Genomic DNA, 22,748 nt, shown 5'->3' with positions numbered 1-22,748 from the left:
CCGGGCCGGGTCAGAGGTTGCCGCGCCGGTCCTGCTCGCGCTCGATGGCCTCGAAGAGGGCCTTGAAGTTGCCCTTGCCGAAGCCGAGGGAGCCGTGCCGCTCGATCATCTCGAAGAAGACGGTCGGGCGGTCCTGGACCGGCTTGGTGAAGATCTGCAGCAGGTAGCCGTCCTCGTCGCGGTCGGCGAGGATCTTCAGCTCGCGCAGCTCGTCGATCGGGACCCGGGTCTCGCCGACCCACTCGCCGAGGGTGTCGTAGTACGAGCCGGGCACGTCGAGGAACTCCACGCCCGCGGCGCGCATCTGGCGCACCGACGCGACGATGTCGTTGGTGGCCAGCGCGATGTGCTGGACGCCGGGGCCGCCGTAGAACTCCAGGTACTCGTCGATCTGGGACTTCTTCTTGGCGACGGCCGGCTCGTTGAGCGGGAACTTCACCTTCTTGGTGCCGTCCGCGACGACCTTGGACATCAGCGCCGAGTACTCGGTGGCGATGTCGTCGCCGACGAACTCCTTCATGTTGGTGAAGCCCATGACGTTGTTGTAGAAGGCCACCCACTCGTCCATCTTGCCGAGTTCGACGTTGCCGACGCAGTGGTCGACGGCCTGGAAGAAACGTTTCGTCGGGGCGGCGACGAGCGGCTCGGCGGCGACGAAGCCCGGCAGGTACGGACCGTCGTAGCCGGTGCGCTCCACCAGGGTGTGGCGGGTCTGGCCGTAGGTGGCGATGGCGGCCCGGACGACCGTGCCGTGCTCGTCCTTGGTCTCGTAGGGCTCCTCCAGGCCGGTCGCGCCGTGCTCGACGGCGTAGGCGTACGCCGCGCGGGCGTCCGGCACCTCGATGGCCAGGTCGACGACGCCGTCACCGTGCGCGGCGACGTGGTCGGCGAGGAAGCGGCCCCACTCGGTGGTCGGCTTGACCACCGAGGTGAACACGAACCGGGCACCGCCGGAGGTCAGGACGTAACTGGCCGTCTCGCGGCTGCCGGTCTCCGGGCCCTGGTAGGCGACGCGCTTCATGCCGAAGGCGGTGGAGTAGTAGTGCGCGGCCTGCTTGGCGTTGCCGACGGCGAAGACGACCGCGTCCATCCCCTTGACCGGGAAGGGGTCCGCCTGCCGGGCCGTGGCCGGGGTGGTGGGCTGGGTGTGCATCGTGGTGTCTGCCATGTCCGCAGAGTCCCGCCGATCCACAAGGTGCGCAATAGTTTGCGCATTTACTGGGCAGTCTGTATAGCGACTGACGGGTACCGTCGAGCGATCTGTACATGATGACCATCGAAATCGGAGTGCGCGGCCATGGCGATCGATCATTTGGACGGGGCGTTGCTGGAACTGCTCGCCCGGGAGCCGCGGATCGGCGTGCTGGAGGCGTCCCGCCGGCTGGGAGTGGCCCGCGGGACGGTCCAGGCGCGCCTGGACCGGCTTCAGTCGAATGGAGTGATCAGGAGTTTCGGGCCGGACGTGGACCCGGCGGCGCTGGGCTATCCGGTGACCGCGTTCGCGACCCTGGAGATCAAACAGGGCCAAGGCAGCGACGTGCGGGCCCACTTGGCGTCCGTCCCGGAAGTACTGGAGCTGCATACAACGACCGGACACGGGGACATGCTCTGCAGGCTCGTCGCGCGGTCGAACGCCGATCTCCAGCGGGTGATCGACCGGGTCGTGGGCTTTGATGGCATCGTGCGGGCATCGACGGCGATCGTCATGGAAAATCCGGTTCCGCTGCGGATCATCCCGCTGGTGAAGCAGGCCGCGGGAGGCTGACGGCGGCGGGCGCCCCGGCCGCTTCCGGCGCGGCCGGCACCGGGCGACGGACCGAGGAGGCGACGGGTGAGCTTCTGGGAGTACGTCGGCAGCCGGCACGCCCAGCTGCTGACCGACACGTTCCAGCACGCCAGCGCGGTCTTCCAGTGCATGGTGGTCGCCACCGTCCTGGGCGTCGTCATCGCCGTCGCCACCTACCGCAGCGAATGGGCCGGCGCACTCGCCACGACGACCACCGCGACGATCCTGACCATCCCGTCCCTGGCCCTGATCGGCCTGCTGATCCCGGTCGTGGGCCTCGGCGTGGCACCGACCGTCGTCGCGCTGACCCTGTACGGGCTGCTGCCGGTGGTCCGCAACGCCATCGTGGGGCTGCGCGGGGTGGACCCGGCGCTGGTCGACGCGGCCAAGGGCATCGGGATGTCGCGGACCGCCCGGCTCTTCCGGGTCGAACTCCCGCTGGCCTGGCCGCCGATCCTCACCGGCATCCGGGTCGCCACCCAGATGCTGATGGGCATCGCGGCCATCGCCGCCTTCGCCTCGGGCCCCGGCCTCGGCAACGAGATCTTCCGCGGGATCGCCTCGCTGGGCAGCGCCAACGCGCTCAACCAGGTGCTCTCCGGGACCCTCGGGATCGTCGTCCTGGCCCTCCTCTTCGACGCCGCCTACGTCCTGATCGGACGCCTGACCATTCCCAGGGGGATCCGTGCCTGAGCCGTACGCGAGCCACGGGAGCAACACCGCCGCCGCGCGGCCGGCCGGCTCGGTGGGCGCCGCCATCCGCCTGGAGCACCTGACGAAGGTCTACCCGGGCAACCCCGCCCCGGCGGTGGACGACGTCAGCATGGAGATCAGGGCCGGCGAGACGGTGGTCTTCGTCGGGCCGTCCGGCTGCGGCAAGTCCACCACGCTCAAGATGATCAACCGGCTGATCGAGCCGACCTCGGGCCGGATCCGGATCGGCGACGAGGACGTCACCGCCATCGACCCGGTCGGGCTGCGCCGCAAGGTCGGCTACGCCATCCAGGCGTCCGGGCTCTTCCCGCACATGACGGTGGCGCAGAACATCGCGCTGGTGCCGCGGATGACCGGCTGGTCGAAGGCGCGGACCCGGGCACGGGTCGAGGAGATGCTCGACCTGGTCGGCCTGGACCCGGGCGAGTTCCACCACCGCTACCCCCGGCAGCTCTCCGGCGGCCAGCAGCAGCGGGTCGGGGTGGCCCGCGCGCTCGCCGCCGACCCGCCGGTGCTGCTGATGGACGAGCCGTTCGGCGCCGTGGACCCGATCACCCGCGACCACCTCCAGGACGAGCTGATCCGGCTCCAGCACGAACTGCACAAGACGATCGTCTTCGTCACCCACGACTTCGACGAGGCGATCAAGCTCGGCGACCGGATCGCGGTGCTCCGCGAACGCTCGCACATCGCCCAGTTCGACACCCCGGAGGCCATCCTCACCAACCCCGCGGACGACTTCGTCTCCGGCTTCGTGGGCGCCGGGGCGGCGCTCAAGCGGCTGAACCTGACCCGGGTGCGGGACGTGGAGGTGGTGGACTTCCCCACCGCGCAGCTCGACGACCCGCTCCAGTCGATCTTCGACCTGCTGCGCGACGGCACCACCAACGAGGTGCTGCTGCTGGACCGCCACCGCCGCCCGTACAAGTGGCTGCGCCGCGGCGACCTCTCGCGCGCCAAGCAGTCGCTGGCCCGGGCCGGCACGCTGGTCACCGACACGGTGACCCGGGACGCGACGCTGCGGGACGCCCTGGAGGCGGTGCTGACCGACAGCGCGGGCCGGGTCCCGGTCACCGGCCGGCGCGGCGAGTTCCTCGGTGTGGTCGACATGGAGACGCTGATGAACAACGTCCACGAACTGCTGGAGGCGGACCGTCTGGAGGCCCTGGAGCACCAGCACGAGCTCCGGGCGCTGGGCGCCCACCGGACCCAGCTCGCCCAGGAGGGCCTGGACGGCGCCGGCGGGCCCGGGGGCGGCGCGGGAGGCCGGGCGTGACGCCGGGCGCGTCGCCGGACGGCGGGGGCCGCCGCCGGCCGGCGGACGGACCCGCCGGCGCGGCCGTCCCGGACGACGCGGAGACCGCGGAGCGGGAGCTGGCGGCCGGGACGGCGCCCACCGCGTCCCTCGCCCCCGGCGGGCGCCGGATCAGCTGGCGGAAGTGGACGTTCATGCCGGCGTTCCTGGCCGCCGCGCTGCTGACGACCTGGCTGTGGTTCCGGGGCGCCCGCCTGGACTCCATCGCCCACCAGGCGGTCGATCACGGCAAGGTGTGGCTGGCGCTGCGCCAGCACGTCCAACTGACCGCGATCTCCACCGTCTTCGTGCTGGTGATCGCGATCCCGCTGGGCATCGCGCTGACCCGGCCGCGGCTGCGCCGGGCCACCCCGGTCGCGATGGCCTTCGCCAACCTCGGGCAGGCCGTCCCGGCGCTGGGCCTGCTGGTGCTGCTGGTCATCTGGCTGGGCATCGGCGCCCGCTCGGCGATCGTCGGCATGGTGGTCTACGCCGTCCTGCCGGTGCTGGCCAACACCCTCGCCGGGCTGCGCGGCATCGACCCGACGCTGACCGAGGCGGCGCGCGGCATCGGCATGTCCCCCATGGGCGTACTGACCAAGGTCGAACTCCCGCTGGCCGTCCCGCTGATCCTGGCCGGGGTGCGCACCGCGCTGGTGCTGAACGTGGGCACCGCGACGCTGGCCACGTTCGGCGGGGGCGGCGGGCTCGGCGATCTGATCTCGGCGGGCATCATCACCCAGCGGATGCCGGTGCTGATCCTCGGCTCGGTGCTGACCGTGGCGCTGGCGCTGCTGGTGGAGTGGCTGGCCTCGCTGGCCGAACTGCTGCTGCGCCCGCGCGGGTTGGAGGTGGCGACGTGAGGGGGACCCGGGGGGTGCGGCGGGCGTGCGGGGTGGTCGGCGCGGCGCTGCTGGCCGCCGTGCTGCTCGGCGGCTGCGGGCTGGTCAGCGGCAGCCCGATGTCCGACGACGTCAGGCCGGGGACGGTGGGCCGCGGGCTGCCCCTCAAGGGGGCCGATCTGACCGTCACGTCCAAGGAGTTCACCGAGAACATCATCCTGGGCCAGATCATGGGGCTGGTGTTCAAGGCGGCCGGCGCCACCGTCATCGACAAGACCAACATCCAGGGCACCATCGGCGCCCGCGAGGCGGTCCGCACCGGCACCGCGGACGGGATGTACGAGTACACCGGCACCGGCTGGATCACCCACCTCGGCCACGAGAAACCGATCCCGGACCCGCACCAGCAGTGGGTGGCGGTGCGGGACGCCGACCTCCGCAACGGCATCGTCTGGCTGCCGCCGTCCCGGCTGAACAACACCTACGCGCTGGCGCTGAACGCCGCCAACGAGAAGAAGTACGGGGTGCGCACCCTCTCCGACGTCGCCGCGCTGCTGAAGAAGGACCCCGGCGCGGTCACCCTGTGCGTGGAGAACGAGTTCGCCACCCGCAACGACGGCCTGCCCGGGATGGCGAAGGCGTACGGCATGGACATCCCGCCCGGGAACGTCCGGCGGATGACCGGCGGCGTGGTCTACACCGAGACGGCGAAGGGGACGTCCTGCACGTTCGGCGAGGTGTTCACCACCGACGGCCGGATCAAGGCGATGGGGCTGACCGTCCTCGCCGACGACAAGCACTTCTTCCCGAACTACAACGCGGCGCCGGAGATCAACGCCGCCGCGCTGCGCCGCCACCCGCGGATCGCCGAGGTCCTCGCCCCGGTCACCGCCGCCCTGGACAACGACGTCGCCCGGAAGCTCAACGCCGAGGTCGACGTCGAGGGCCGGGATCCGCACCAGGTCGCCAAGGCGTGGCTGGTGAAGAAGGGGTTCATCAAGGAGGGCGGCGGCTGAGGGCGGCGGCCGGCTCGCTCCTGCCGGTGGCGCGAGCCGGGGGGGGAGCGAGCGTCCGGAAAAAGCCCCCGTTTCCCCGCAAGATCACGTATGTTTGCTCCACCCAAAAACGAACAAGTGTCGCAGTCGCCACAACCGCGACCGCGCAGGGGGAAGGGCAGAGAACTCCATGAAGGCATCCCGGATCCGCCGCCGTCTCGCCGGTGCCGCCACCGTCGCCGCCCTGGTCGGCGCCGGCGTCCTGGCCGCCGCGCCGACCGCCTCGGCCAAGGCCAACCTGATCGCCATCGACAAGGTCGCACTGGACGCGCCGGCCCTGAAGGTGAACGTCACGTACTCCTGCGACCCCGGCATGCACCACGAGTTGGTCGCCAACGCCGAGCAGCTCACCTCCTCGAAGCTGGCCAAGACCGGAGCCGGCACCATCAAGACCGACAAGCTCGTCTGCGACTACGCCGACCACGTCGCGCAGGTGAAGCTCAAGCCGGGCGGGGGCGGCTTCGCCAAGGGCGACGAGGTGAAGATCACCGTCTTCTACTTCGACGAGGACGGCTTCCGCTACGCCGACCGGGAGACCATCGCGACCGTCTGAACGCGGCGCTGAGCGCTCTCGGGCCCTCGACTCAGGCGCCGGTGCAACTGGGCACCGCACCACCGGAGTTGAGGGCCTTGAGGGCGTCCACCGCGCCGTCCAGGGTGGTGACGGGGATCAGTCGCATCCCCTTGGGGAGTTCGGCCCGGGCGTCCGTGCACTCCTTGCGCGGGACGAGGAAGACCGTCGCGCCGTCGCGGCGCGCGGCCTGGGTCTTGAGCGCCACCCCGCCGACCGCGCCGACCGCGCCGTCGGCGTCGATGGTGCCGGTCCCCGCGATGGTCCGGCCGCCGGTGAGGTCGCGTCCGGCACCGTCGCCGTCCAGCTTGTCGACGATGCCCAGCGCGAACATCAGGCCGGCGCTGGGCCCGCCGATGTCCGCGAGGCTCAGGGTGACCTTGACGTCCTTGGGGGACTTGCCCAGCCGGTTCAGCGCGGCGTGGGTGGCGCTCTCCTGGGACTGCTTCATCTGCTCCGCGTTGTGCTCGGCGATCTCCTCGGTGTTGTTGCCCACCGGGTAGACCGAGTCCCGCGGCATCACCGCCTCGTCGGTGCGGAACCACGCCCGGACGACGTCCGGCAGATGGACCGAGGCGTCCGGCCCGGTGGCGGTGATCGAGGTCATCCGCAGCTGCCCGCTGGTGTCGCGGGTGCGGACACCGGAGACGGTGATCACCGGCTTGCCCTTGTCGTCACCGAGGACGTTGGCCGTCACACCCGGATACGCGACCGCGTACGGCAGCGGCGCCAGGGCCGCGGTCACGAGGACGGCGAGGACGAGGGCGGTGCAGACCAGCAGGGCACGGGCGCGTGAGGACACCCCGCCACCCTAAAGGACCCCCACCCCATCCGCCCCGCGCGGCGCCCTGGGCGCACGGCAGCGCCACAGGGTCGCCACACGGAACACGTGATCGTCACCGGTCGCGGGCGGTCGACGACCGCCGCGGCCTCAGCGCAGCGCCTCGGAGACCTCCCGGGCCGCGTCCACCACCCGCGGCCCGATCCGCTCCCCGACGTTGTCGGTGAGCATCACCACGCCCACGCTGCCCTCGATCCCGCTGACGCCGAGCAGCGGCGCCGCGGCACCGCTGGCCCCGGCCTCCAACTCCCCGTGCGTCAGGGCGAGTCCACCGTCCTGGAGGCGGCCCTGGCGGGCCTTGATGATCGCCCGCCCGGCGGCCCCGCGATCCAACGGGTGACGGAAACCGGCCCGGTAGGCGACGTGGTAGTCGGTCCAGGTCGGCTCGACGACCGCGACCGCCAGCGCCTCGGTGCCGTCGACGAGGGTCAGGTGCGCGGTGGCGCCGACGTCCTCGGCCAGCGAGCGCAGGGCCGGCAGCGCGGCCTCCCTGACCAGCGGGTGGACCTGGCGGCCCAGGCGCAGCACGCCCAGTCCCACCCGGGCCCGACCGCCGGCGTCCCGGCGCACCAGTGCGTGCTGCTCCAGCGTCGCCAGCAGGCGGTAGACCACGGTGCGGTTGACGCCGAGCTTGTGCGAGAGCTCGGTGACGGTCAGCCCGTGGTCGGTGTCGGCGAGCAGTTTGAGGACGCGCAGTCCCCGGTCGAGCGTCTGGGAGGTCTCTGCAGTCACGACGCCCCCTCCTGAGGTGAGTGGCGGCGTCCGTACACGGCGTGCTGTTCGTCCCGGAACAGCGCCCAAGAGCCGCCGGCCGCTTTGCACCGGCTGCGCTCCGCGGCGGCGCTGCCACGGGGCGTGTGTGTGACCGGGACAGTAGCGAGCCACTCCGGTCAGCGGAAGAGCGCGTCCAGAATCCGGGCTTTCCCGCCCGGAATATCCCGGCTCGTCCGCACCGCAGTCCGTCTCCGTAGGGGCCAGGATGCGCCACCCCGCGGCGGGGTGGCAGCGCGCCTCACGAGCCCCTACGGCGGCGGCACCGCGCCCCGCACTCTCACCGCACCCTCACGGAACCCCCATCGGGTCGCCGCGGAGCGGCTCCTCCACGGACACCGCCGGCTTTCGGCTTTCGGGATGCCCTCAGCGCATCCGCGTTGCCCACTCCCGCACCTTCTTGATGCGCTCGTTGAGCTGCCCGGCCGTCGCCTCCGCGCTCGGCGGGCCGCCGCACACCCGGCGCAGCTCGGTGTGGATCACCCCGTGCGGCTTGCCGCTCTGGTGGACGTAGGCACCCACCAGCGTGTTGAGCTGCTTGCGCAGCTCCAGCATTTCCTTGTGCGAGACGACCGGCCGCCGCTCGGCGGGCAGTTCCAGCAGGTCCGCCTCGGAGTCCGGTTTCTTCCGGCTGTGCGCTATCTGTCGGGCCTGCCGCTTCTGGAGCAGCAGCTGCACCTGGTCGGGCTCCAGCAGCCCGGGAATGCCGAGGTAGTCCTGCTCCTCCTCGCTGCCCGCGTGCGCCTGCATGCCGAACTCGGCGCCGTCGTAGAGCACCCGGTCGAAGACCGCCTCCGACTCCAGCGCCTCGAACGAGAACTGCTCCCCGGCGTCCCCTGTTTCTTCGTCTTGCTCCTTGTTCGCCTCGTCCATCTCCTTCTCGGACTCGGCGTACGGGTCCTCCTCGCCGTCCTTCTTCGGCTTGTCCAGGACGTGGTCGCGCTCGACCTCCATCTCGTTGGCGAAGCCGAGCAGCATCGGGACGGTGGGCAGGAAGACGGACGCGGTCTCGCCGCGCTTGCGGGACCGGACGAAGCGGCCGACCGCCTGCGCGAAGAACAGCGGGGTGGAGATCGTGGTGGCGTAGACGCCGACCGCGAGCCGGGGCACGTCCACGCCCTCGGACACCATCCGGACCGCGACCATCCAGCGGTCGTCGGAGTGCGAGAAGTCGTCGATGCGCTGCGAGGCGCCCGCGTCGTCGGAGAGCACCAGGGTCGCGCCCTGGCCGGTGATCTCCCGGATCAGCTTGGCGTACGCCCGGGCCTGCTCCTGGTCGGAGGCGATGACCAGGGCGCCGGCGTCCGGGATGCCCTTGCGGACCTCGGTCAGCCGCCGGTCGGCGGCCCGCAGCACGTTGGGCATCCAGTCGCCGCGCGGGTCCAGCGCGGTGCGCCACGCCTGGGAGACGGCGTCCTTGGTCATCGGCTCGCCCAGCCGGGCCGCGATCTCGTCGCCGGCCTTGGTGCGCCAGCGCATGTTGCCGCTGTAGGAGAGGAAGATGACCGGCCGGACGACGCCGTCGGCCAGCGCGTTGCCGTAGCCGTAGGTGTAGTCGGCGGACGACCGGCGGATCCCGTCGTTGCCCTCCTCGTACGCCACGAACGGGATCGGGTTGGTGTCGGAGCGGAACGGGGTACCGGTCAGCGCCAGCCGCCGGGTCGCCGGCTCGAACGCCTCCAGGCACGCCTCGCCCCACGACTTCGAGTCGCCGGCGTGGTGGATCTCGTCCAGGATCACCAGGGTCTTGCGCTGCTCGATGCGGTTGCGGTGCAGCATCGGGCGGACGCCGACGCCGGCGTAGGTGATCGCGATGCCGTGGTACTCGCGGCCCAGCGGGCCGGCGCTGTACTCCGGGTCGAGCTTGATCCCGATCCGGGCCGCGGCCTCCGCCCACTGCTTCTTCAGGTGCTCGGTCGGCGCGACCACCGTGACCTGCTGCACGACGTGGTGGTGCAGCAGCCACGAGGCGAGGGTGAGCGCGAAGGTGGTCTTGCCGGCGCCGGGCGTGGCCACGGCGAGGAAGTCCTTGGGCTGGGTCTGGATGTAGCGGTCCATGGCCGCCTGCTGCCAGGCACGCAGCTTGTTCGCGGTACCCCACGGGGCCCGCCCCGGGAAGGCCGGGGACAGGTGATGGCTGTTGGTGGCGCTGGTGGTAGTCACGGTCTCCGTCGGCTGAGGTCGGCGATCGGCAACCGCGTCAGCCTACCGGTGCCCCGCTTGCGGCCCGGCGCGGAACGCCCGCTCCCGCCCGGGGGTGGGAGCGAGGTCACATCACGCGCGCGCCGGACCCCGGTCGGCCTTCGGGCGGAGCCGGCCGGCCACCGCCGCACCGGCGGCCGCGACCACCGCCATCGCCGCGAAGACCGCCAGGAAGGCCGCGGGATGGCTCGTCGTCGCGGCGCCCGCGGCATCCGCGGCGCCGGCCGACGCGGTGCCGGCCGCGGCGATCGAACCGCCGCCGAAGGCCGCGAACAGCACCCCGCTGACGCCGACGAAGGCCACGTTGCCGAGTGCGTCGGACATCTGGAGCGAGGAGGAGTTGCTGCCCGCCTCCTCCGGGCGGGAGAGCTTCAACAGCAGCACGCTGCCGCTGGAGATGTTCAACCCCATCCCGAACCCGCCGATCGTCCACGCCACGGCCACCGTCCAGACCGGCACCCCGTCGATCAGCACCAGCGGCACCAGCACGATCGCCGTCGCCAGCAGCGCCATGCCCAGGCCCATCAGCCGCTCGCGGTGGGCGTCCAGGCGGGGGCGACTCTGCACGTACGAGCCGAGCGCCCAGGTCAGGCCGCCGCCGGTGAGCGAGAGCCCGGCCAGGGTGGCGGACAGCCCGCGCTGGGTGACCAACAGCAGCGGGATGAAGCTCTCGGCGGCGACCAGCGCCCCGGCGGCCAACCCGCGCATCAGCACCACCGTCGGCAGCCCGCGGCCCGCCCGGAACGTGCCCCGGGGGAGCAGCCGCACGATGGCCGGGGCCAGCAGCGCCAACCCGGCGGCGGCCGGCAGCAGCGCGAACCAGCTCGGGTGCTGGCCCGCGTACTGCAGCAGCGACGCGCCCACCGCGACCGCCAGGGCCAACAGGCTGCGCCGGCTGGCCAGGATGTGCCGGAGGCCGCCGTCCGGGCCGGGGGCGGTGCGCGGCAGCTTGCGCAGCGCCGGCAGCATCACCGCGAGCGGCAGGAGTATCAGCACGGGTATGGAGAGGAACACCCAGCGCCAGCCGAGGTGTTCGGTGACCGTCCCGGCGACCAGCGGGCCGACGATCACCGGCACCACCCAGGCCGCCGAGAACGACGCCATGACCGAGGGCCGCAGCCGTTCGGGATAGCCGCGGCCGACGACGACGTACAGCGACACCATCGCCAGGCCGCCGCCCAGGCCCTGGACGCCCCGCCCGGCGACGAACATGCCCATGTTCTGCGCCCCGCCGGCGATCACCAGCCCGGCACCGAATGCCGCGATACCGCTGAACAGCGGTGCCAGCGGCCCGCGTCGATCGCTCCACACACCGGAGAGCGCCATCGCGAACAGGCTGGCGGTGAAGAAGGCCGAGAAGGCGAAGGCGTAGAGCCCGATGCCGTCGAGGGCCCTGGCGGCCACCGGCATGGCGGTGTTCACCGCGCTGGCCTCGAAGGCGATGAGGGAGACGACGGAGATGATGCCGAGGGTCAGGGCACGGTGGCGCCGGCCGAGGACACCACCGGAGCCGTCCGGAGGAGAACCGGTAGGCGGGCCGGCGGGCGGGTCGGTGGGCACGGTCCGGCCGCGGGCCTGGTGCGGGCCGTGCTCCGGACCGTGCCCCTGGGGGTCCGTCCGTCGGGGGGTGGTGGCGGTGGGGGGTGCGGCGGTGCTGCCCGTCGCGACCTGGGCGGCCGCGTCCGCGGGGCTCGAAGGATCAGCGGTCATCGGGCCAGCGTAAGGGCCGTAAGGCCGTTGCGCCCCTGTCCGGAGGCGGGGATTCCCTACGCCGTCCGTCCTACGCCACGGGTCCGCCCCGCCCCCGCGACGACGCCCCGCCGCACCACCGCGCGCTCGGGCCCGCCGACTCGTCTCTGCCGCCCCTGAGGCCGCCGTGCCACCGCCCACCGCCCGTTCGTGAACTGCGTGTTGCAGCCTCGTGGCAGCCCGCCCGCCGCCCTTGTCCGGCCCCCCACCCGGCGGCCTAGAGTCGGAAGCACACCGCACCCCGGCCGTGTGCCCGAGTGGTTTAGGGGCTCGCCTGCAAAGCGAGTTACGTGGGTTCGAATCCCGCCACGGCCTCTGACAGTCCCGCAACGCCGCGCGCGGTGCGCGTAACGCCGCGACAGGCAGCGCGCGGGCGCTGCGGCGCAGCCGTCCGACGGCGGCCCCGACGAGCGCGGGGACCGCCGTCCGGCGCGCGCACGCCCTCCGGGCCGCGCCCGCTCCCGTGCTGCCGCCGCCCTCGCCGTTTCCCCCGTGCACCCCGACTCCCCCGTGCACACCGTTTCCCCCGTACATTCCGCCCGCCCCCTCGCTCGGCAGCGTCCGCCGCCGGTCGGCCGTCCGCCGGTCCCCGACCGGCGCCACGCACGAAATCGCGCGCTGGAAAAACCGTAAGTGACGGCACTGACAACGGCCGTGACGGAGAGTGAAGCCGCAGGTCGCGCGCGGGAAGGGCAGAGGCAGCCGCAGCCTCAGCCGCAGCGGCAGGGGCGGGGACGGAGAGGCGCGATCGGGCGCGCCGCGCGGACCGCCGCGGGGCCGCACGACGCGGCGTCACCGCGGCGTCGTCGCAGCCTCGCTACGGCGTCGTCGCGGCCTCGCTACGGCGTCTGCACCGGCTGTGCCACCGCCGCCTGCGGCCGGATCGGCAGCCGGCCGATCGGGCGGCCGGTGGCGGCACGGACCGCCGACGCCACCGCGGCCGGCGAGGTCACCACCGGCACCGCGCTGGCCGCCTTGGCGCCGAACGGGGCGACCACATCGCGGTCCTCGACGAGCTTGACGATCCGGATGTCCGGCGCGTCCAGCGCGGTCGGCAGCGCATACCCGGTCAGGTCGGGGTGGCGGACCTGACCGCGGGTGGTGCGGAGGTTCTCCATCAGCGCGGCGCCCAGGCCCTGGGTGACCCCGGCCTCGATCCGGGCCCGCAGCTGGCGCGGGTTGAGCACCCGGCCGACGTCCTGGGCCACGGTCATCTCCACCACCCGGACGGTACCCAGCTCGATGTCGACGTCGGCGACGCAGCGGATGGCGCAGAACGCCAGGCCGACGAAGGCGTCGCCCTGCCCGGTCTCGTCCAGCGGTTCGGTGGGGTGCGGCCGGCACTGGGCGGTGGCCCACAGTTCCTTGCCGTCCAGCGCCTCGGCAACGGTGGTGCTGAGCACCCCGTCGTACGAGGTGATCTTGCCGTCGGCGATCTGCAGCAGCTCGGTGGACATCCCGAACTTGTGGGCCAGCGGCTGCAGGAGCTGGGTGCGGACCATCTTCGCGGCCCGCTCGACGGCGCCGCCGGAGACCCAGGTGTGCCGGCCGTGGCAGGCCCGGCCGGCCGGGGGCTGGTCGGTGTCCACGCCCGCGACGTGCACCTCGTCGACGCCCAGGGTCTCCTGGACGATCTGCCGGGCCAGCGTGGAGAACCCGGAACCGGTCTCGACCGCGGCGCAGATGACGGTGGCGACGGAGCCGCTGACCTTGACGGTCGCGGTGGACACCTCGTCGGCCCCCTCCGCGCCGAGCATGTGCACCATGCCCAGGGCGTAGCCGACGCCGCGCCGGACCGCGCCCGGCTCACCCGCGCCCTCGGGACCGCCCGGCAGCAGCCACTCCGCCTCGGGGGTGTCCTTGGGCAGCTCCGGCAGCGGCGCCTCGGTGACGGCGCGCAGGAGTTCGGCGACCGGGGCGGGGCAGGTGACGGTCTGCCCGGTGGGCAGCAGGTCGCCGGTGGCCATGACGTTGCGCCGGCGGATCTCGTCCGGCTCCAGACCCAGGTGGGCGGCGAGCTTGTCCATCTGGCCCTCGTAGGCGGCGCAGACCTGGAGGGCGCCCTCGCCGCGCATGTGGCCGGACGGCGGGTTGTTGGTGCGCACCGCCCAGCCCTCGACGACGGCGTGCGGGACGACGTACGGGCCGCAGGCGAACGAGACCGCGGCGGCCAGCGCCTCGGCGGAGGTGTCCGCGTAGGCCCCGGCGTCCATCAGGATCTGCGCCTCCACCTTGACCAACTTGCCCTCGGCGTCGGCGTGGTGGCGGTAGCGCAGCAGGGTGGGGTGGCGGTGGGCGTGGGCGAGGAAGGACTCCTCCCGGGTGGCGGCCAGCTTCACCGGGCAGCCCGTACGGAGCGCCAGCAGCCCCAGCGACAACTGGATGCCGGGGTCCTCGCGGTCGCCGGTGGCCCCGGGCACTCCGGTCACCACGACCTTGACCTGCTCCGGTTCCAGGCCGAAGGAGGCGGCGGCCAGGTCGCGGTCGGTGTGCGGGTCGGTGGAGGCGGTGTAGATCTCCACCCCGCCGTCGGGGCGCGGCACCGCGAGGCCGGCCTCGGCCCCGATGGGCGCCGGGTCCTGGCGGCCGATCCGGTAGAAGCCCTCCACCATCACCTCGCCCATCGCCTCGGCGTCGCCGAAGCGGAGCGGGATGTGCCGGATGAGGTTGCCGTCGGGGTGCAACGGCTCCGCCTCGAAGGCGAGTTGGGGGTCGGTGACGGCCTCCAGGACCTCGTAGTCGACCACGATGGCGGCGGCGGCCAGCCGGGCCGTATCGGGGTGGTCGGCGGCCACCGCGGCGATCGGCTCACCGTGGTGACGGACCTCGTCCATGGCGAACACCGGCCGGTCGGCGATGCCCCGGCCGTACCCCTTGTCGCCGGGCACGTCCTCGTGGGTGACGACGGCGCGCACGCCCGGCATCTCCGTGGCGTGCCGGGTGTCCACGGACCGGATCCGGGCCCGCGGGTGCGGGGAGCGCAACACGGCCGCCCACAGCAGGCCCTCGGCCCACAGGTCGGCGGCGTACGGGAAGGTGCCCTCCGCCTTGGCCGCCGCGTCGGCGGACATCAGGGAGACGCCGAGTCCGTGCGACGACGGTTCCACGGGGGCCTGGACACCCGCCGCGGGCGTCGCGGTGACGGCACCGGCGCCGTCGGTGGTACCGCTCATGCCAAGACCTCGCTCCGCTCGCCCTCGCATCCGCGAGGCCCGCACCTTGTGACGAATCGCTCGCTGCGCTTGCTCACCCAGCGCCTCCCGGCTGCGTGTCCGGGTGGTGCGGCGCCCCGTCCATCGGGTCGGCGGGACCCGCCTGGTGGGGAATGCGGGCGGTTTCGACCGGCGCCGCGTCGGCGACGGCGGCCTCGGCGACGTCGCTCGCCTCGGCGCGGGACTTCACGACGTCGGCGACGGCCTCCAGGACACCGCGGTAGCCCGAGCAGCGGCAGAGGTTGCCGCAGAGCGCCTTGCGGGTCTCCAGCTCCGTGGGGGCGTGGTTGCCCTCCAGGAGGTCGTGCACGGTCATCGCCATGCCCGGTACGCAGAAGCCGCACTGGACGGCCCCGGAGGCGGCGAGCGCCTGCTGGACGTCGGAGGGCACGCCGTTGCGCGCGAGCCCCTCGACGGTGCGGACCTCGCTGCCGGCCGCGGTGACGGCAGGCACCAGGCAGGAGGCGACCAGCCGCCCGTCCACCTGGACCGAGCAGGCCCCGCACTCCCCCTGGGAGCAGCCGTCCTTGGCGCCGGCCAGGCCGAGCCGTTCGCGCAGCACGTACAGCAGCGACTCGCCGATCCAGGCGTCCTTGACGGGCCGGTCGATGCCGTTGACGCACAGCATGTAGGACGCCGAGGGGTGTTCGTCGTGCCCGTCGAGGACCGCCGCGGCGTCCGGGACGTCCGGGACGTCCGGGGCCTCGGGAACGGCTGCCTCGGGGGCGGCCGGAGCCTCAGGGGCGGCCGCGGGGGCGTCCTCGGTCCCGTGCGCGGCCGGTCCGGCGGGTGCCGCGGCCTCGGCGGGGACCGGCTCGGCGGCGGGCGCGCCGGCGTCCGTGACGGGCTCCCCCGCAGGGCCGGCGTCCGCGGCGTCCTGAGCGGCGGGGGCGGCCGGCGCGAAGGCGTCGGCGGCGGGCGTCGGCGTCGGGTGGGCGTCCACGGCCTCGGTGGGGGCCTCGGGCGCCGCGGGGGCACCGTGCCCGGTGAAGTCGTCGCCGACCGGCGTGCCGGGCACGGCACCGGGGTCGACGAGCGCACCGACGCTCGCACCATGGGCGGCGTCGATCATGAACTCGCCCGTGGTGTCCGGCTGTTCGCCCTCCACCACCGGGACCGACCAGCCTTCGGCGCCACTCGGGGCGGGCACCTCGGCGGCGGCTTCCCGGCCCGCGGCCCCGTCCTGCCGGTGGGCCGTCTGGCCGGCCGGCGGCCACTGGGCCAGTGCGTCGGCGGGCAGCGACCAGTGGCCGGTGGCACCGCCCGTACCGGCCGCCGCGGCGCCCTGCGCATACGGGTCCTCGGCCGGCGCCGCGAACGGCTCCTCCGCGACACCGCCCTCCCCGGCATCGGCAGCACCGGCGGCATGGCCGGCGTCGACCGCCCCGGCCGACCCGCCGGTGGCGTTGAGCCCGGCGGTGAAGTTCCAGTGTCCGGTGGCGCCGGTCTCCGCGGGGCCGCCCTGGCCCGCGGCCTGGCCGCCCTCGTAGGGCAGGCCGGAGTAGCCGCCGTCCGGGTAGGTCGGGGCGGCGCCGTGGCCGGTCGGCCGGCGGTCGTCGCCGACCAGGTACTCGCCGGACTCCTCCAGGGTGTCGTCGGCCGCCGGGACGGCCCACGTACCGCCCGCCGCCTCCGGGCTGCCGGCGACCGGCCAGTGCACCTGTTCGCCGCCCCACGGCTGGGCGCCCTCGGGCGCGTTGGCCTGGTAGGCCGCGGCGGGGTCGTGGTGCGGTGCGGGCTCCTGCCGCCCCATGTGGTCGGCGTAGCCCGCCGCGGGGTCGGCGTAGCCGGTGGCCGGGTCGGCGAACGGCATCGTCCACTGCCCGGTGGCCGCCGGGTCGGTGCCCGCGTCCGGTACCGGGGGCGCGGCGGAGTGCGCGGGGAACGAGGCCGGCGGGGTGTAGCCGTGGCCGGGGGCGGCCAGCGGGTCGGCGCCCGGCGCGCGGTAACCGGCGCCGTACGCGCCGGTGGTGAAGCCTTCGGGGAGCTGGACGAAGGCGGTCGCCTCCGACTCGTACTCGCCGCCCGGCGGCAGCGGCTGCCAGCCCTGCTCGGGGTGCGGCTGCTGCGGATGACGGTTGTCTGCGTTGCTCACGCGAGCGCCCTCCCAAGTGCGCGGCGGGCCAGGGCTGCCACCGTACGGCGCAGGTGCAGGGCGGCCGGCGGCAGGGCCGCAGGTTCGGAGCCGTCCTGCGGCGGCACCGGGTCGGGGATGCAGGCGGCGGCCACGTAGTCGCCGAAGGCGGCCAGCGCCTCGGGGACCAGGCCGCGTTCGCCGTCCCAGTCGATGAGCGAGGCCACCCACTGCTCGGCCTCCAGGGGGCGCAGCGGCATGGCGGCGACCGCGCCGACCGCGCAGCGCACCGAGCGCCGGGCCGGGTCCAGGACCAGCGCGACGGAGGCGGTGGCGCGGCCGGGGCCGGTGCGCCCGGTGGCCTTGAGGAAGGTCTGCGGGGCGTGCAGCAGCGGAACCCGTACGAAGCCGACGAGTTCCCCGGGGCTCAACATCTCGCGACCGGTGAGCAGGTGGCTGACCGGGATCTCGCGGCGGGCGCCCCCGGGGCCGGCGATGATCACCGTGGCCTCCAGGGCGGCCAGCACCGGGAGGGTGTCACCCGTGGGGGCGCTGGTGACGATGTTGCCGCCGAGGGTCCCGGCGTTGCGGATCTGCGGCGGGCCGGCCGCGCGCGCGGCGGCGGCCAGACCCGGGATCAGGGCGGCGAAGTCGGGACGCCCCATACGGGCGAGGGTGAGGCCGGCGCCGAGCAGCGCATGACCGTCCAGGTACTGCCAGCCGCGGATCTCGCTGATCCGGCCGAGGCCCACCAGGCCCGCGGGTCTGAGGAGTCCGGCGTTGACCGCCGCCATGAGATCCGTGCCGCCTGCGACGGGCACGGCGGCGGGCATGGCGGTGAGTGCCGCCACCGCCTCGTCGAGCGAGGCCGGCAACGTCACCGATTGCGACGCGTGCGGTGCGTGCGTGGTCAACCCAGCTGCCCCTTCCCCGGTGTCCCGGCAGTTCCGCTCCGCCGTACGGTACGTGCTCACGGCCCGGACGTGGCAACTCTGGCACATCTTCGCGGACCCGGTACGCGCGAGGGTCCGCGAAGCGGTGTTCCGTCCTCGAAGAGGGCGCTGGTCCGGTTTCGTCCGCCGATTCCGGTGAACCCGCACCACCGTTCCAGGTCCGGCCGGACGGGCGCCCTCCTTGGGCGCGGGCTCACACGTTTGGGGGCGCCCCGTCGAAGGGGCGTCCGAGGATGCCGGGGCGCTGCTGCCAGGGGAGGGGGCCGCCGGGTGGGCGGTAGTCGACGCCGAGGGCGTCGAGGCGGGCGTAGTGGTCGGCCATCCGCCGGGTGAACTCCGGGTAGTCGCGGGCGGCCGGGGCGGGCAACCGGGACCAGGCGACCTCGGCGAACGCGGCCAGCCGCGGGAAGACCTGGTAGTCCAGGCGCTGCCGGCTGTCCATCGCCTCGCTCCAGGCGTTGGCCTGGGTGCCGAGGATCCGCGCGGCCTGTTCGCCCGTCAGCTCCGGTGGCACCGGCTCGAAACGGTAGACGTCCTCCAGGGTCCGCACGTAGCCGATCGGCACCGGCTCGTCGGCGGAGGCGTGCTGACGGTGGTCCAGATACACCTGCTGCTCGGGGCACATGACGACGTCGTGCCCGGCCTTGGCCGCGGCGACCCCGCCCGCGTACCCGCGCCAGGAGGAGACCGCGGCCCCCTCCGCCAGGCCCCCTTCGAGGATCTCGTCCCAGCCGATGAGCCGTCGGCCGCGGGCGGTCAGCCAGCGGTCGAAGTGCCGGATGAACCAGCTCTGGAGGCCGTCCTCGCCGTCCAGCGACAGCGCGGCGATCCGGGCCTGCGCGGCGGGCGAGGCCCGCCACTGGTCCTTGGGGCACTCGTCGCCGCCGAGGTGCACGAAGGACGACGGGAAGAGTTCGAGGACCTCCTCCAGCACGTGCTCGTAGAAGCGCAGGGTGCTGTCAGTGGGCGCCAGTACGTTGGGATTGACGCCCCAGGTGTCCCAGACCTTCAAGGAGGTGGTGTCGATGACGTCGGTGTTGCCGAGCTCCGGGTATGCCGCGATGGCGGCCTGCGAGTGCCCGGGGATATCGATCTCGGGGACGACGGTGATCTGCCGCGCGGCGGCGTAGGCGACGATCTCGCGGATGTCGTCCTGGGTGTAGTGGCCGCCGTGCGGGCGCGGGTCCCACAGCGGCGAGTCGCGGTGGCCGAGCTTGCTGCGCTCGCGCCAGGCACCGATCGCGGTCAGCTTCGGATAGCGGCGGATCTCCAGCCGCCAGCCCTGGTCGTCGGTGAGGTGGAAGTGCAGGACGTTCAGCTTGTGGGCGGCCATCAGGTCGAGGTAGCGCAACACCCCGTCCTTGGGCAGGAAGTGCCGGGCGACGTCCAGCATCAGGCCGCGCCAGCGGAAACGGGGGGCGTCCTCGACGGTCTGCTCCGGCAGGCCCGGCGTGCGCCCCGGGTCGAGCGGCGCGCTCCGGAAGGCGGCGGGGCCGAGGAGCTGACGGAGCGTCTGTGCGCCCCAGAAGACACCGGCCGGGCCGCCTCCGGTGACGCGCACGCCCCAGTGGGCGTCGGCGTCGAGCCGATAGCCCTCCTCCGGGAGGGCCGGGTCGAGGGCCAGTGTCAGGGTGTCCGGTGCGTCGGCGGGGCCGGGCGGCAGCGGCAGAGCGAAGGCGGCGCCGAGGGTGCCGCGCAACCAGCGGGCGGTGTCCTCGGTGCCGGGGGCGGCGGCCAGCGCGGTCTGCGCACCGAGCCGTACGGTCCGGGGGCGGGCCCCGGCGTCGCCCAGGTCGCGGCTCAGCGGTGCCGGGATCAGACCCGTGGGGGGAGCGGTCTCCAGAGCTGTCATCACGTCAGTCTTCACCGCGCCGCCGCGGGGAGAAACCCGCGCCTGCCGGCCCGTGCCGAAGAGCGCGCCGCCCGGGGGCCGGGACGGCGGCACACGGGCCGGGCACGGCGACGGGCCCGGGCCCACGAGGGACCCGGGCCCGTGCAGGCCCTGGGCGCGGAGCGGCGGGCCGGGGCGCCGGGCCCAGCGGGCGGGCGCCGCGGCCGGCGGTTACTTCTTGCCGCCGTCCTTGTCCTTGTCGCCACCGGCGCCCATGGACTCGAAGATCTCCTTGCACAGCGGGCAGACCGGGTACTTCTTCGGGTCGCGACCCGGGACCCAGACCTTGCCGCAGAGCGCCACGACGGGGGTGCCGTCGAGCGCGCTCGCCATGATCTTGTCCTTCTGGACGTAGTGGGCGAAGCGCTCGTGGTCGCCGTCGCCGTGCGACACCTGCGGTGTCGGCTCTACGAGGGTCCCCGTACCTGCCCCGCGCTCGGGCTCAAGAGTGCTCATAACTGCCAAGGGTACTCACGCGCGGCGCGGGTCGGGAGCGTCGGCCCGCCACCAGATGCACCAACAGTCCCAGGGCCGCGACCCCGGCCGCCGCCCAGGGCAGCGCGGCCGGCGTCAGCCCCGCGGCCAGGGCCAGCCCGCCGAGCGCCGAGCCGACCGCGCTGCCCAGATAGAGCGCGGAATTGTTCAGCGCGAGGGCGACGGTGCCGCGCTGCGCGCTGGCCTGGAGCAGCCGGTGCTGCTGCGGCACCTGGAACGCCCAGCCCGCCGCGCCCCAGGCCACCAGCGCGACCACCGCACCGGGCAGCGCCACCGCCGCCAGGGTCGGCAGCAGGGCCTGGGCCGCGGTGACCACCAGCAGAATCACGCCGGCCAGCAGCCGCACCCGTCCGGTCCGGTCCACCAGCGGCCCGGCCAGCACGCTCCCCAGCACACCACCGGCGCCCCAGGCCCACAGATACGGGGCGACCTCGTGGACGCCGCCGGCCGCGGCCAGCACCGGCGCGAGGTAGGTGTAGAGGCCGAGGCTGGCCACCGCGGCGAGGAAGGACACCGCGACCACCGGCGCCACCGCGCGGTCGGCGATGGCCGTCAGCCGGGCCCGTACCGGGACGGCGGGCCCCGCGGGCACCTGCGGCAGCAGCGCCGCCAGCCCGCCGAGCGCGACCGCGCCCAGCGCGGTGACCAGCCAGAGCGTGGCCCGCCAGCCGGTGTGCTCGGCCAGCAGCACCCCGATCGGCACGCCCAGCACGGTGCCCGCGCTCATCCCGCCCATGACCAGCGCCAGCGCCCGGCCGCGCTTCTCCTCCGGGACCAGTGCGGCGGCGGCCGCGGTGGACAGCGCGGAGTAGACCCCGGCGCCGGCGCCCGCGACGACCCGGGCGGCGAGCAGCGCGCCCAGCGACGGGGCCAGCGCGGTCAGGCCGTTGCCGACGGTGAAGACGGCCAGCGCCGCCAGGATCAGCAGCCGGGGCCGCACGCCGGAGAGCAGCCCGGCGACCAGCGGCGCGGAGATCGCGTAGGCCAGCGTGAAGACCGTCACCAGCTGGCCGGCGAGGGACACCCGGGTGCCGATGTCCGCGGCGAGGACCGGTAGCAGCCCCGCCATCACATAGGCGTCCAGGCCGAGGGTGAACGCCCCCAGCGTCAGCAGCCAGACCTTGCGCACCGTGCTCATCTCCCCTGGTGGTCCGGGAGGCGCCGGGGACCGTCCCCGGCCCCGGGACGGACCGACGCGGGGAAACGTAGGCAGTCTCCGGATAGCCGGGGAAATGCTCGGACGGAGCACTTATGCTGGGGCGACATGAATGGTGTCCGCGATACCCAGGACGGCGCCGGCATCCAGGACGGCGCCGACGGCCAGGACCGCGCCGCGACGGGGTCGGCCCACGACGACGCCCCCGACCCCACGTCCGACCCCGCGTCCGGCGACGCCGACTGGCTCGCCGACCCGGCCCTCGACGGCGTCGAACTCCGGCACCTGCGGGGCTTCCTCGCCGTCGCCGAGGAGCGCAGCTTCACCCACGCCGCGGCCCGGCTGCGGACCGGCCAGCCCGCGCTGACCCGGGCCGTCCGGGCCCTGGAGGCCACGCTCGGCGTCCGGCTGCTGGACCGGACGACCCGGCGGGTCGCCCTCACCGACGCCGGCCGCCGCCTCTACACCGACCTCGCCCCGCTGCTCCCCCGGCTCGCCGCCGCGCTGCGCTCCCCCGCCGGGCCGGGGGAGCTGCGACTGGGCTTCACCTCGCTGCTGCCGGCCGCCTGCCGCACGCTGGTCACGGAGTTCAGGGCGGCGACCGGCGCCAGGGTCCGGCTCGTCCGCCGGGACACCCCGCTGGCCGGGCTGGAGACCGGGGAGTCGGACATCGTGGTGCTCCGCGGCGAGGTGCCGCGGGACGCCGGGCTGCGCACCGCGCTGCTGTTGCAGGAACCGCGGGTGGCCGCCGTGCCGCGGGCCGGCGCCCCGGAGGGCCTGGCCCACCGGCGGGTGCTGGACTGGGCCGAGCTGGCGGAGCTGCCGCTGGTGGTCAACACCGTCACCGGCACCACCCGGCCCGAGCTCTGGCCCGCCGACCGGCGCCCCCAACTCGCCTGCACCGCGGACAACTTCGACGAGTGGCTGGAGGCGGTCGCGGCCGGGCACGGGGTCGGGGTGGCCCCGGAGAGCGTGGCCGAACGGCACCCGCACCCCCAGATCCGCTACGTCCGGCTGAAGAACGCGCCGCCGGTGCCCGTGCGCCTGGCCCTGCCGGCCCGCGACGCCCATCCGCTGGCCGAGCGCTTCTTCACCCTGGGCGGACAGCGCCGCCGCTGACGCCCACAGGGGCACTCCGGCGC

Annotated in this window: 18 protein-coding genes and 1 tRNA gene; 8 read left to right on the top strand and 11 right to left on the bottom strand. The window is 74.1% G+C overall.

Features of this window, described 5'->3' with window-relative positions; translation table 11 throughout:
• Positions 1-10: 10 nt before the first annotated feature.
• Positions 11-1,168 (bottom strand): 4-hydroxyphenylpyruvate dioxygenase, encoded by a 1,158-nt coding sequence (gene hppD / locus SNOUR_RS24775; protein ID WP_067351032.1) that lies wholly within the window; start codon positions 1,166-1,168, stop codon positions 11-13.
• Between the two features lie 129 nt (positions 1,169-1,297).
• Here hppD and SNOUR_RS24770 point away from each other — a divergent pair, with 129 nt between their 5' ends.
• From SNOUR_RS24770 to SNOUR_RS24745, 6 genes are all read left to right on the top strand, one after another.
• Positions 1,298-1,765: an Lrp/AsnC family transcriptional regulator gene (locus SNOUR_RS24770; RefSeq protein WP_067351029.1), complete on the top strand. Its 468-nt coding sequence runs from the start codon at positions 1,298-1,300 to the stop codon at positions 1,763-1,765.
• Between the two features lie 66 nt (positions 1,766-1,831).
• Positions 1,832-2,479, top strand: coding sequence for an ABC transporter permease (locus SNOUR_RS24765; protein ID WP_067351026.1), 648 nt, complete (start codon positions 1,832-1,834; stop codon positions 2,477-2,479).
• Positions 2,472-3,776 carry a betaine/proline/choline family ABC transporter ATP-binding protein gene (locus SNOUR_RS24760; protein ID WP_067351023.1) on the top strand — a complete coding sequence of 435 codons (1,305 nt, stop codon included), beginning with the start codon at positions 2,472-2,474 and terminating at the stop codon, positions 3,774-3,776. The genes SNOUR_RS24765 and SNOUR_RS24760 overlap by 8 nt, the downstream gene beginning before the upstream one ends.
• Positions 3,773-4,657, top strand: a complete 885-nt coding sequence (locus SNOUR_RS24755; protein ID WP_067351020.1) for an ABC transporter permease — start codon at positions 3,773-3,775, stop codon at positions 4,655-4,657. Before SNOUR_RS24760 ends, SNOUR_RS24755 begins: the two co-directional genes overlap by 4 nt.
• A 14-nt stretch (positions 4,658-4,671) precedes the next feature.
• On the top strand, positions 4,672-5,652 hold the full coding sequence (locus SNOUR_RS24750; RefSeq protein WP_512700991.1) for a glycine betaine ABC transporter substrate-binding protein: 981 nt from the start codon (positions 4,672-4,674) through the stop codon (positions 5,650-5,652).
• A 169-nt stretch (positions 5,653-5,821) separates the two neighbouring features.
• Positions 5,822-6,244, top strand: a complete 423-nt coding sequence (locus SNOUR_RS24745; protein WP_067351015.1) for a hypothetical protein — start codon at positions 5,822-5,824, stop codon at positions 6,242-6,244.
• Between the two features lie 31 nt (positions 6,245-6,275).
• Here SNOUR_RS24745 and SNOUR_RS24740 read toward each other — a convergent pair whose 3' ends face one another.
• The 4 genes from SNOUR_RS24740 to SNOUR_RS24725 form a co-directional block, all read right to left on the bottom strand.
• A complete protein-coding gene (locus SNOUR_RS24740; RefSeq protein ID WP_067351013.1) occupies positions 6,276-7,064 on the bottom strand; it encodes a S16 family serine protease in 789 nt (262 codons plus the stop codon).
• Between the two features lie 129 nt (positions 7,065-7,193).
• A complete protein-coding gene (locus SNOUR_RS24735; RefSeq protein ID WP_067351011.1) occupies positions 7,194-7,835 on the bottom strand; it encodes an IclR family transcriptional regulator in 642 nt (213 codons plus the stop codon).
• A gap of 405 nt (positions 7,836-8,240) precedes the next feature.
• Positions 8,241-10,037 (bottom strand): DEAD/DEAH box helicase, encoded by a 1,797-nt coding sequence (locus SNOUR_RS24730; RefSeq protein ID WP_067351009.1) that lies wholly within the window; start codon positions 10,035-10,037, stop codon positions 8,241-8,243.
• 111 nt (positions 10,038-10,148) lie between these two features.
• Entirely contained in the window at positions 10,149-11,786 is a 1,638-nt protein-coding gene (locus SNOUR_RS24725) for an MFS transporter (protein WP_312633553.1), read from the bottom strand.
• Between the two features lie 282 nt (positions 11,787-12,068).
• Here SNOUR_RS24725 and SNOUR_RS24720 point away from each other — a divergent pair.
• A tRNA-Cys gene (locus SNOUR_RS24720) sits at positions 12,069-12,140 on the top strand.
• A 524-nt stretch (positions 12,141-12,664) separates the two neighbouring features.
• Here SNOUR_RS24720 and SNOUR_RS24715 read toward each other — a convergent pair.
• The 6 genes from SNOUR_RS24715 to SNOUR_RS24690 form a co-directional block, all read right to left on the bottom strand.
• Positions 12,665-14,998: a xanthine dehydrogenase family protein molybdopterin-binding subunit gene (locus SNOUR_RS24715; protein WP_067351005.1), complete on the bottom strand. Its 2,334-nt coding sequence runs from the start codon at positions 14,996-14,998 to the stop codon at positions 12,665-12,667.
• A gap of 73 nt (positions 14,999-15,071) precedes the next feature.
• Positions 15,072-17,132 (bottom strand): (2Fe-2S)-binding protein, encoded by a 2,061-nt coding sequence (locus SNOUR_RS24710; protein ID WP_067351003.1) that lies wholly within the window; start codon positions 17,130-17,132, stop codon positions 15,072-15,074.
• A complete protein-coding gene (locus tag SNOUR_RS24705) occupies positions 17,129-18,025 on the bottom strand; it encodes an FAD binding domain-containing protein (protein WP_067351000.1) in 897 nt (298 codons plus the stop codon). The genes SNOUR_RS24710 and SNOUR_RS24705 overlap by 4 nt, the downstream gene beginning before the upstream one ends.
• A gap of 232 nt (positions 18,026-18,257) precedes the next feature.
• Positions 18,258-19,916 (bottom strand): beta-N-acetylhexosaminidase, encoded by a 1,659-nt coding sequence (locus SNOUR_RS24700; protein ID WP_067350997.1) that lies wholly within the window; start codon positions 19,914-19,916, stop codon positions 18,258-18,260.
• A 210-nt stretch (positions 19,917-20,126) separates the two neighbouring features.
• Positions 20,127-20,411: a DUF3039 domain-containing protein gene (locus tag SNOUR_RS24695; protein ID WP_026247947.1), complete on the bottom strand. Its 285-nt coding sequence runs from the start codon at positions 20,409-20,411 to the stop codon at positions 20,127-20,129.
• Positions 20,398-21,588: an MFS transporter gene (locus SNOUR_RS24690; protein WP_312633549.1), complete on the bottom strand. Its 1,191-nt coding sequence runs from the start codon at positions 21,586-21,588 to the stop codon at positions 20,398-20,400. Before SNOUR_RS24690 ends, SNOUR_RS24695 begins: the two co-directional genes overlap by 14 nt.
• Positions 21,589-21,714: 126 nt before the next feature.
• On the opposite strand from SNOUR_RS24690, the gene SNOUR_RS24685 reads away from it, so the two are divergent.
• Positions 21,715-22,725, top strand: coding sequence for a LysR family transcriptional regulator (locus tag SNOUR_RS24685; RefSeq protein ID WP_079142866.1), 1,011 nt, complete (start codon positions 21,715-21,717; stop codon positions 22,723-22,725).
• Positions 22,726-22,748 lie beyond the last annotated feature (23 nt).

It is taken from the genome of Streptomyces noursei ATCC 11455, assembly GCF_001704275.1.
GTDB classification, from domain to species: Bacteria; Actinomycetota; Actinomycetes; order Streptomycetales; family Streptomycetaceae; genus Streptomyces; species Streptomyces noursei.
This window is presented reverse-complemented; position numbering and strand designations above follow the sequence as displayed.

Bases quoted from the DNA above. Each gene is read 5' to 3' on its own strand.
- hppD (WP_067351032.1), bottom strand. From the start codon at position 1,168: ATGGCAGACACCACGATGCACACCCAGCCCACCACCCCGGCCACGGCC.
- SNOUR_RS24770 (WP_067351029.1), top strand. From the start codon at position 1,298: ATGGCGATCGATCATTTGGACGGGGCGTTGCTGGAACTGCTCGCCCGG.
- SNOUR_RS24745 (WP_067351015.1), top strand. From the start codon at position 5,822: ATGAAGGCATCCCGGATCCGCCGCCGTCTCGCCGGTGCCGCCACCGTC.
- SNOUR_RS24725 (WP_312633553.1), bottom strand. From the start codon at position 11,786: ATGACCGCTGATCCTTCGAGCCCCGCGGACGCGGCCGCCCAGGTCGCG.
- SNOUR_RS24715 (WP_067351005.1), bottom strand. From the start codon at position 14,998: ATGAGCGGTACCACCGACGGCGCCGGTGCCGTCACCGCGACGCCCGCG.
- SNOUR_RS24700 (WP_067350997.1), bottom strand. From the start codon at position 19,916: ATGACAGCTCTGGAGACCGCTCCCCCCACGGGTCTGATCCCGGCACCG.
- SNOUR_RS24695 (WP_026247947.1), bottom strand. From the start codon at position 20,411: ATGAGCACTCTTGAGCCCGAGCGCGGGGCAGGTACGGGGACCCTCGTA.
- SNOUR_RS24690 (WP_312633549.1), bottom strand. From the start codon at position 21,588: ATGAGCACGGTGCGCAAGGTCTGGCTGCTGACGCTGGGGGCGTTCACC.
- SNOUR_RS24685 (WP_079142866.1), top strand. From the start codon at position 21,715: ATGAATGGTGTCCGCGATACCCAGGACGGCGCCGGCATCCAGGACGGC.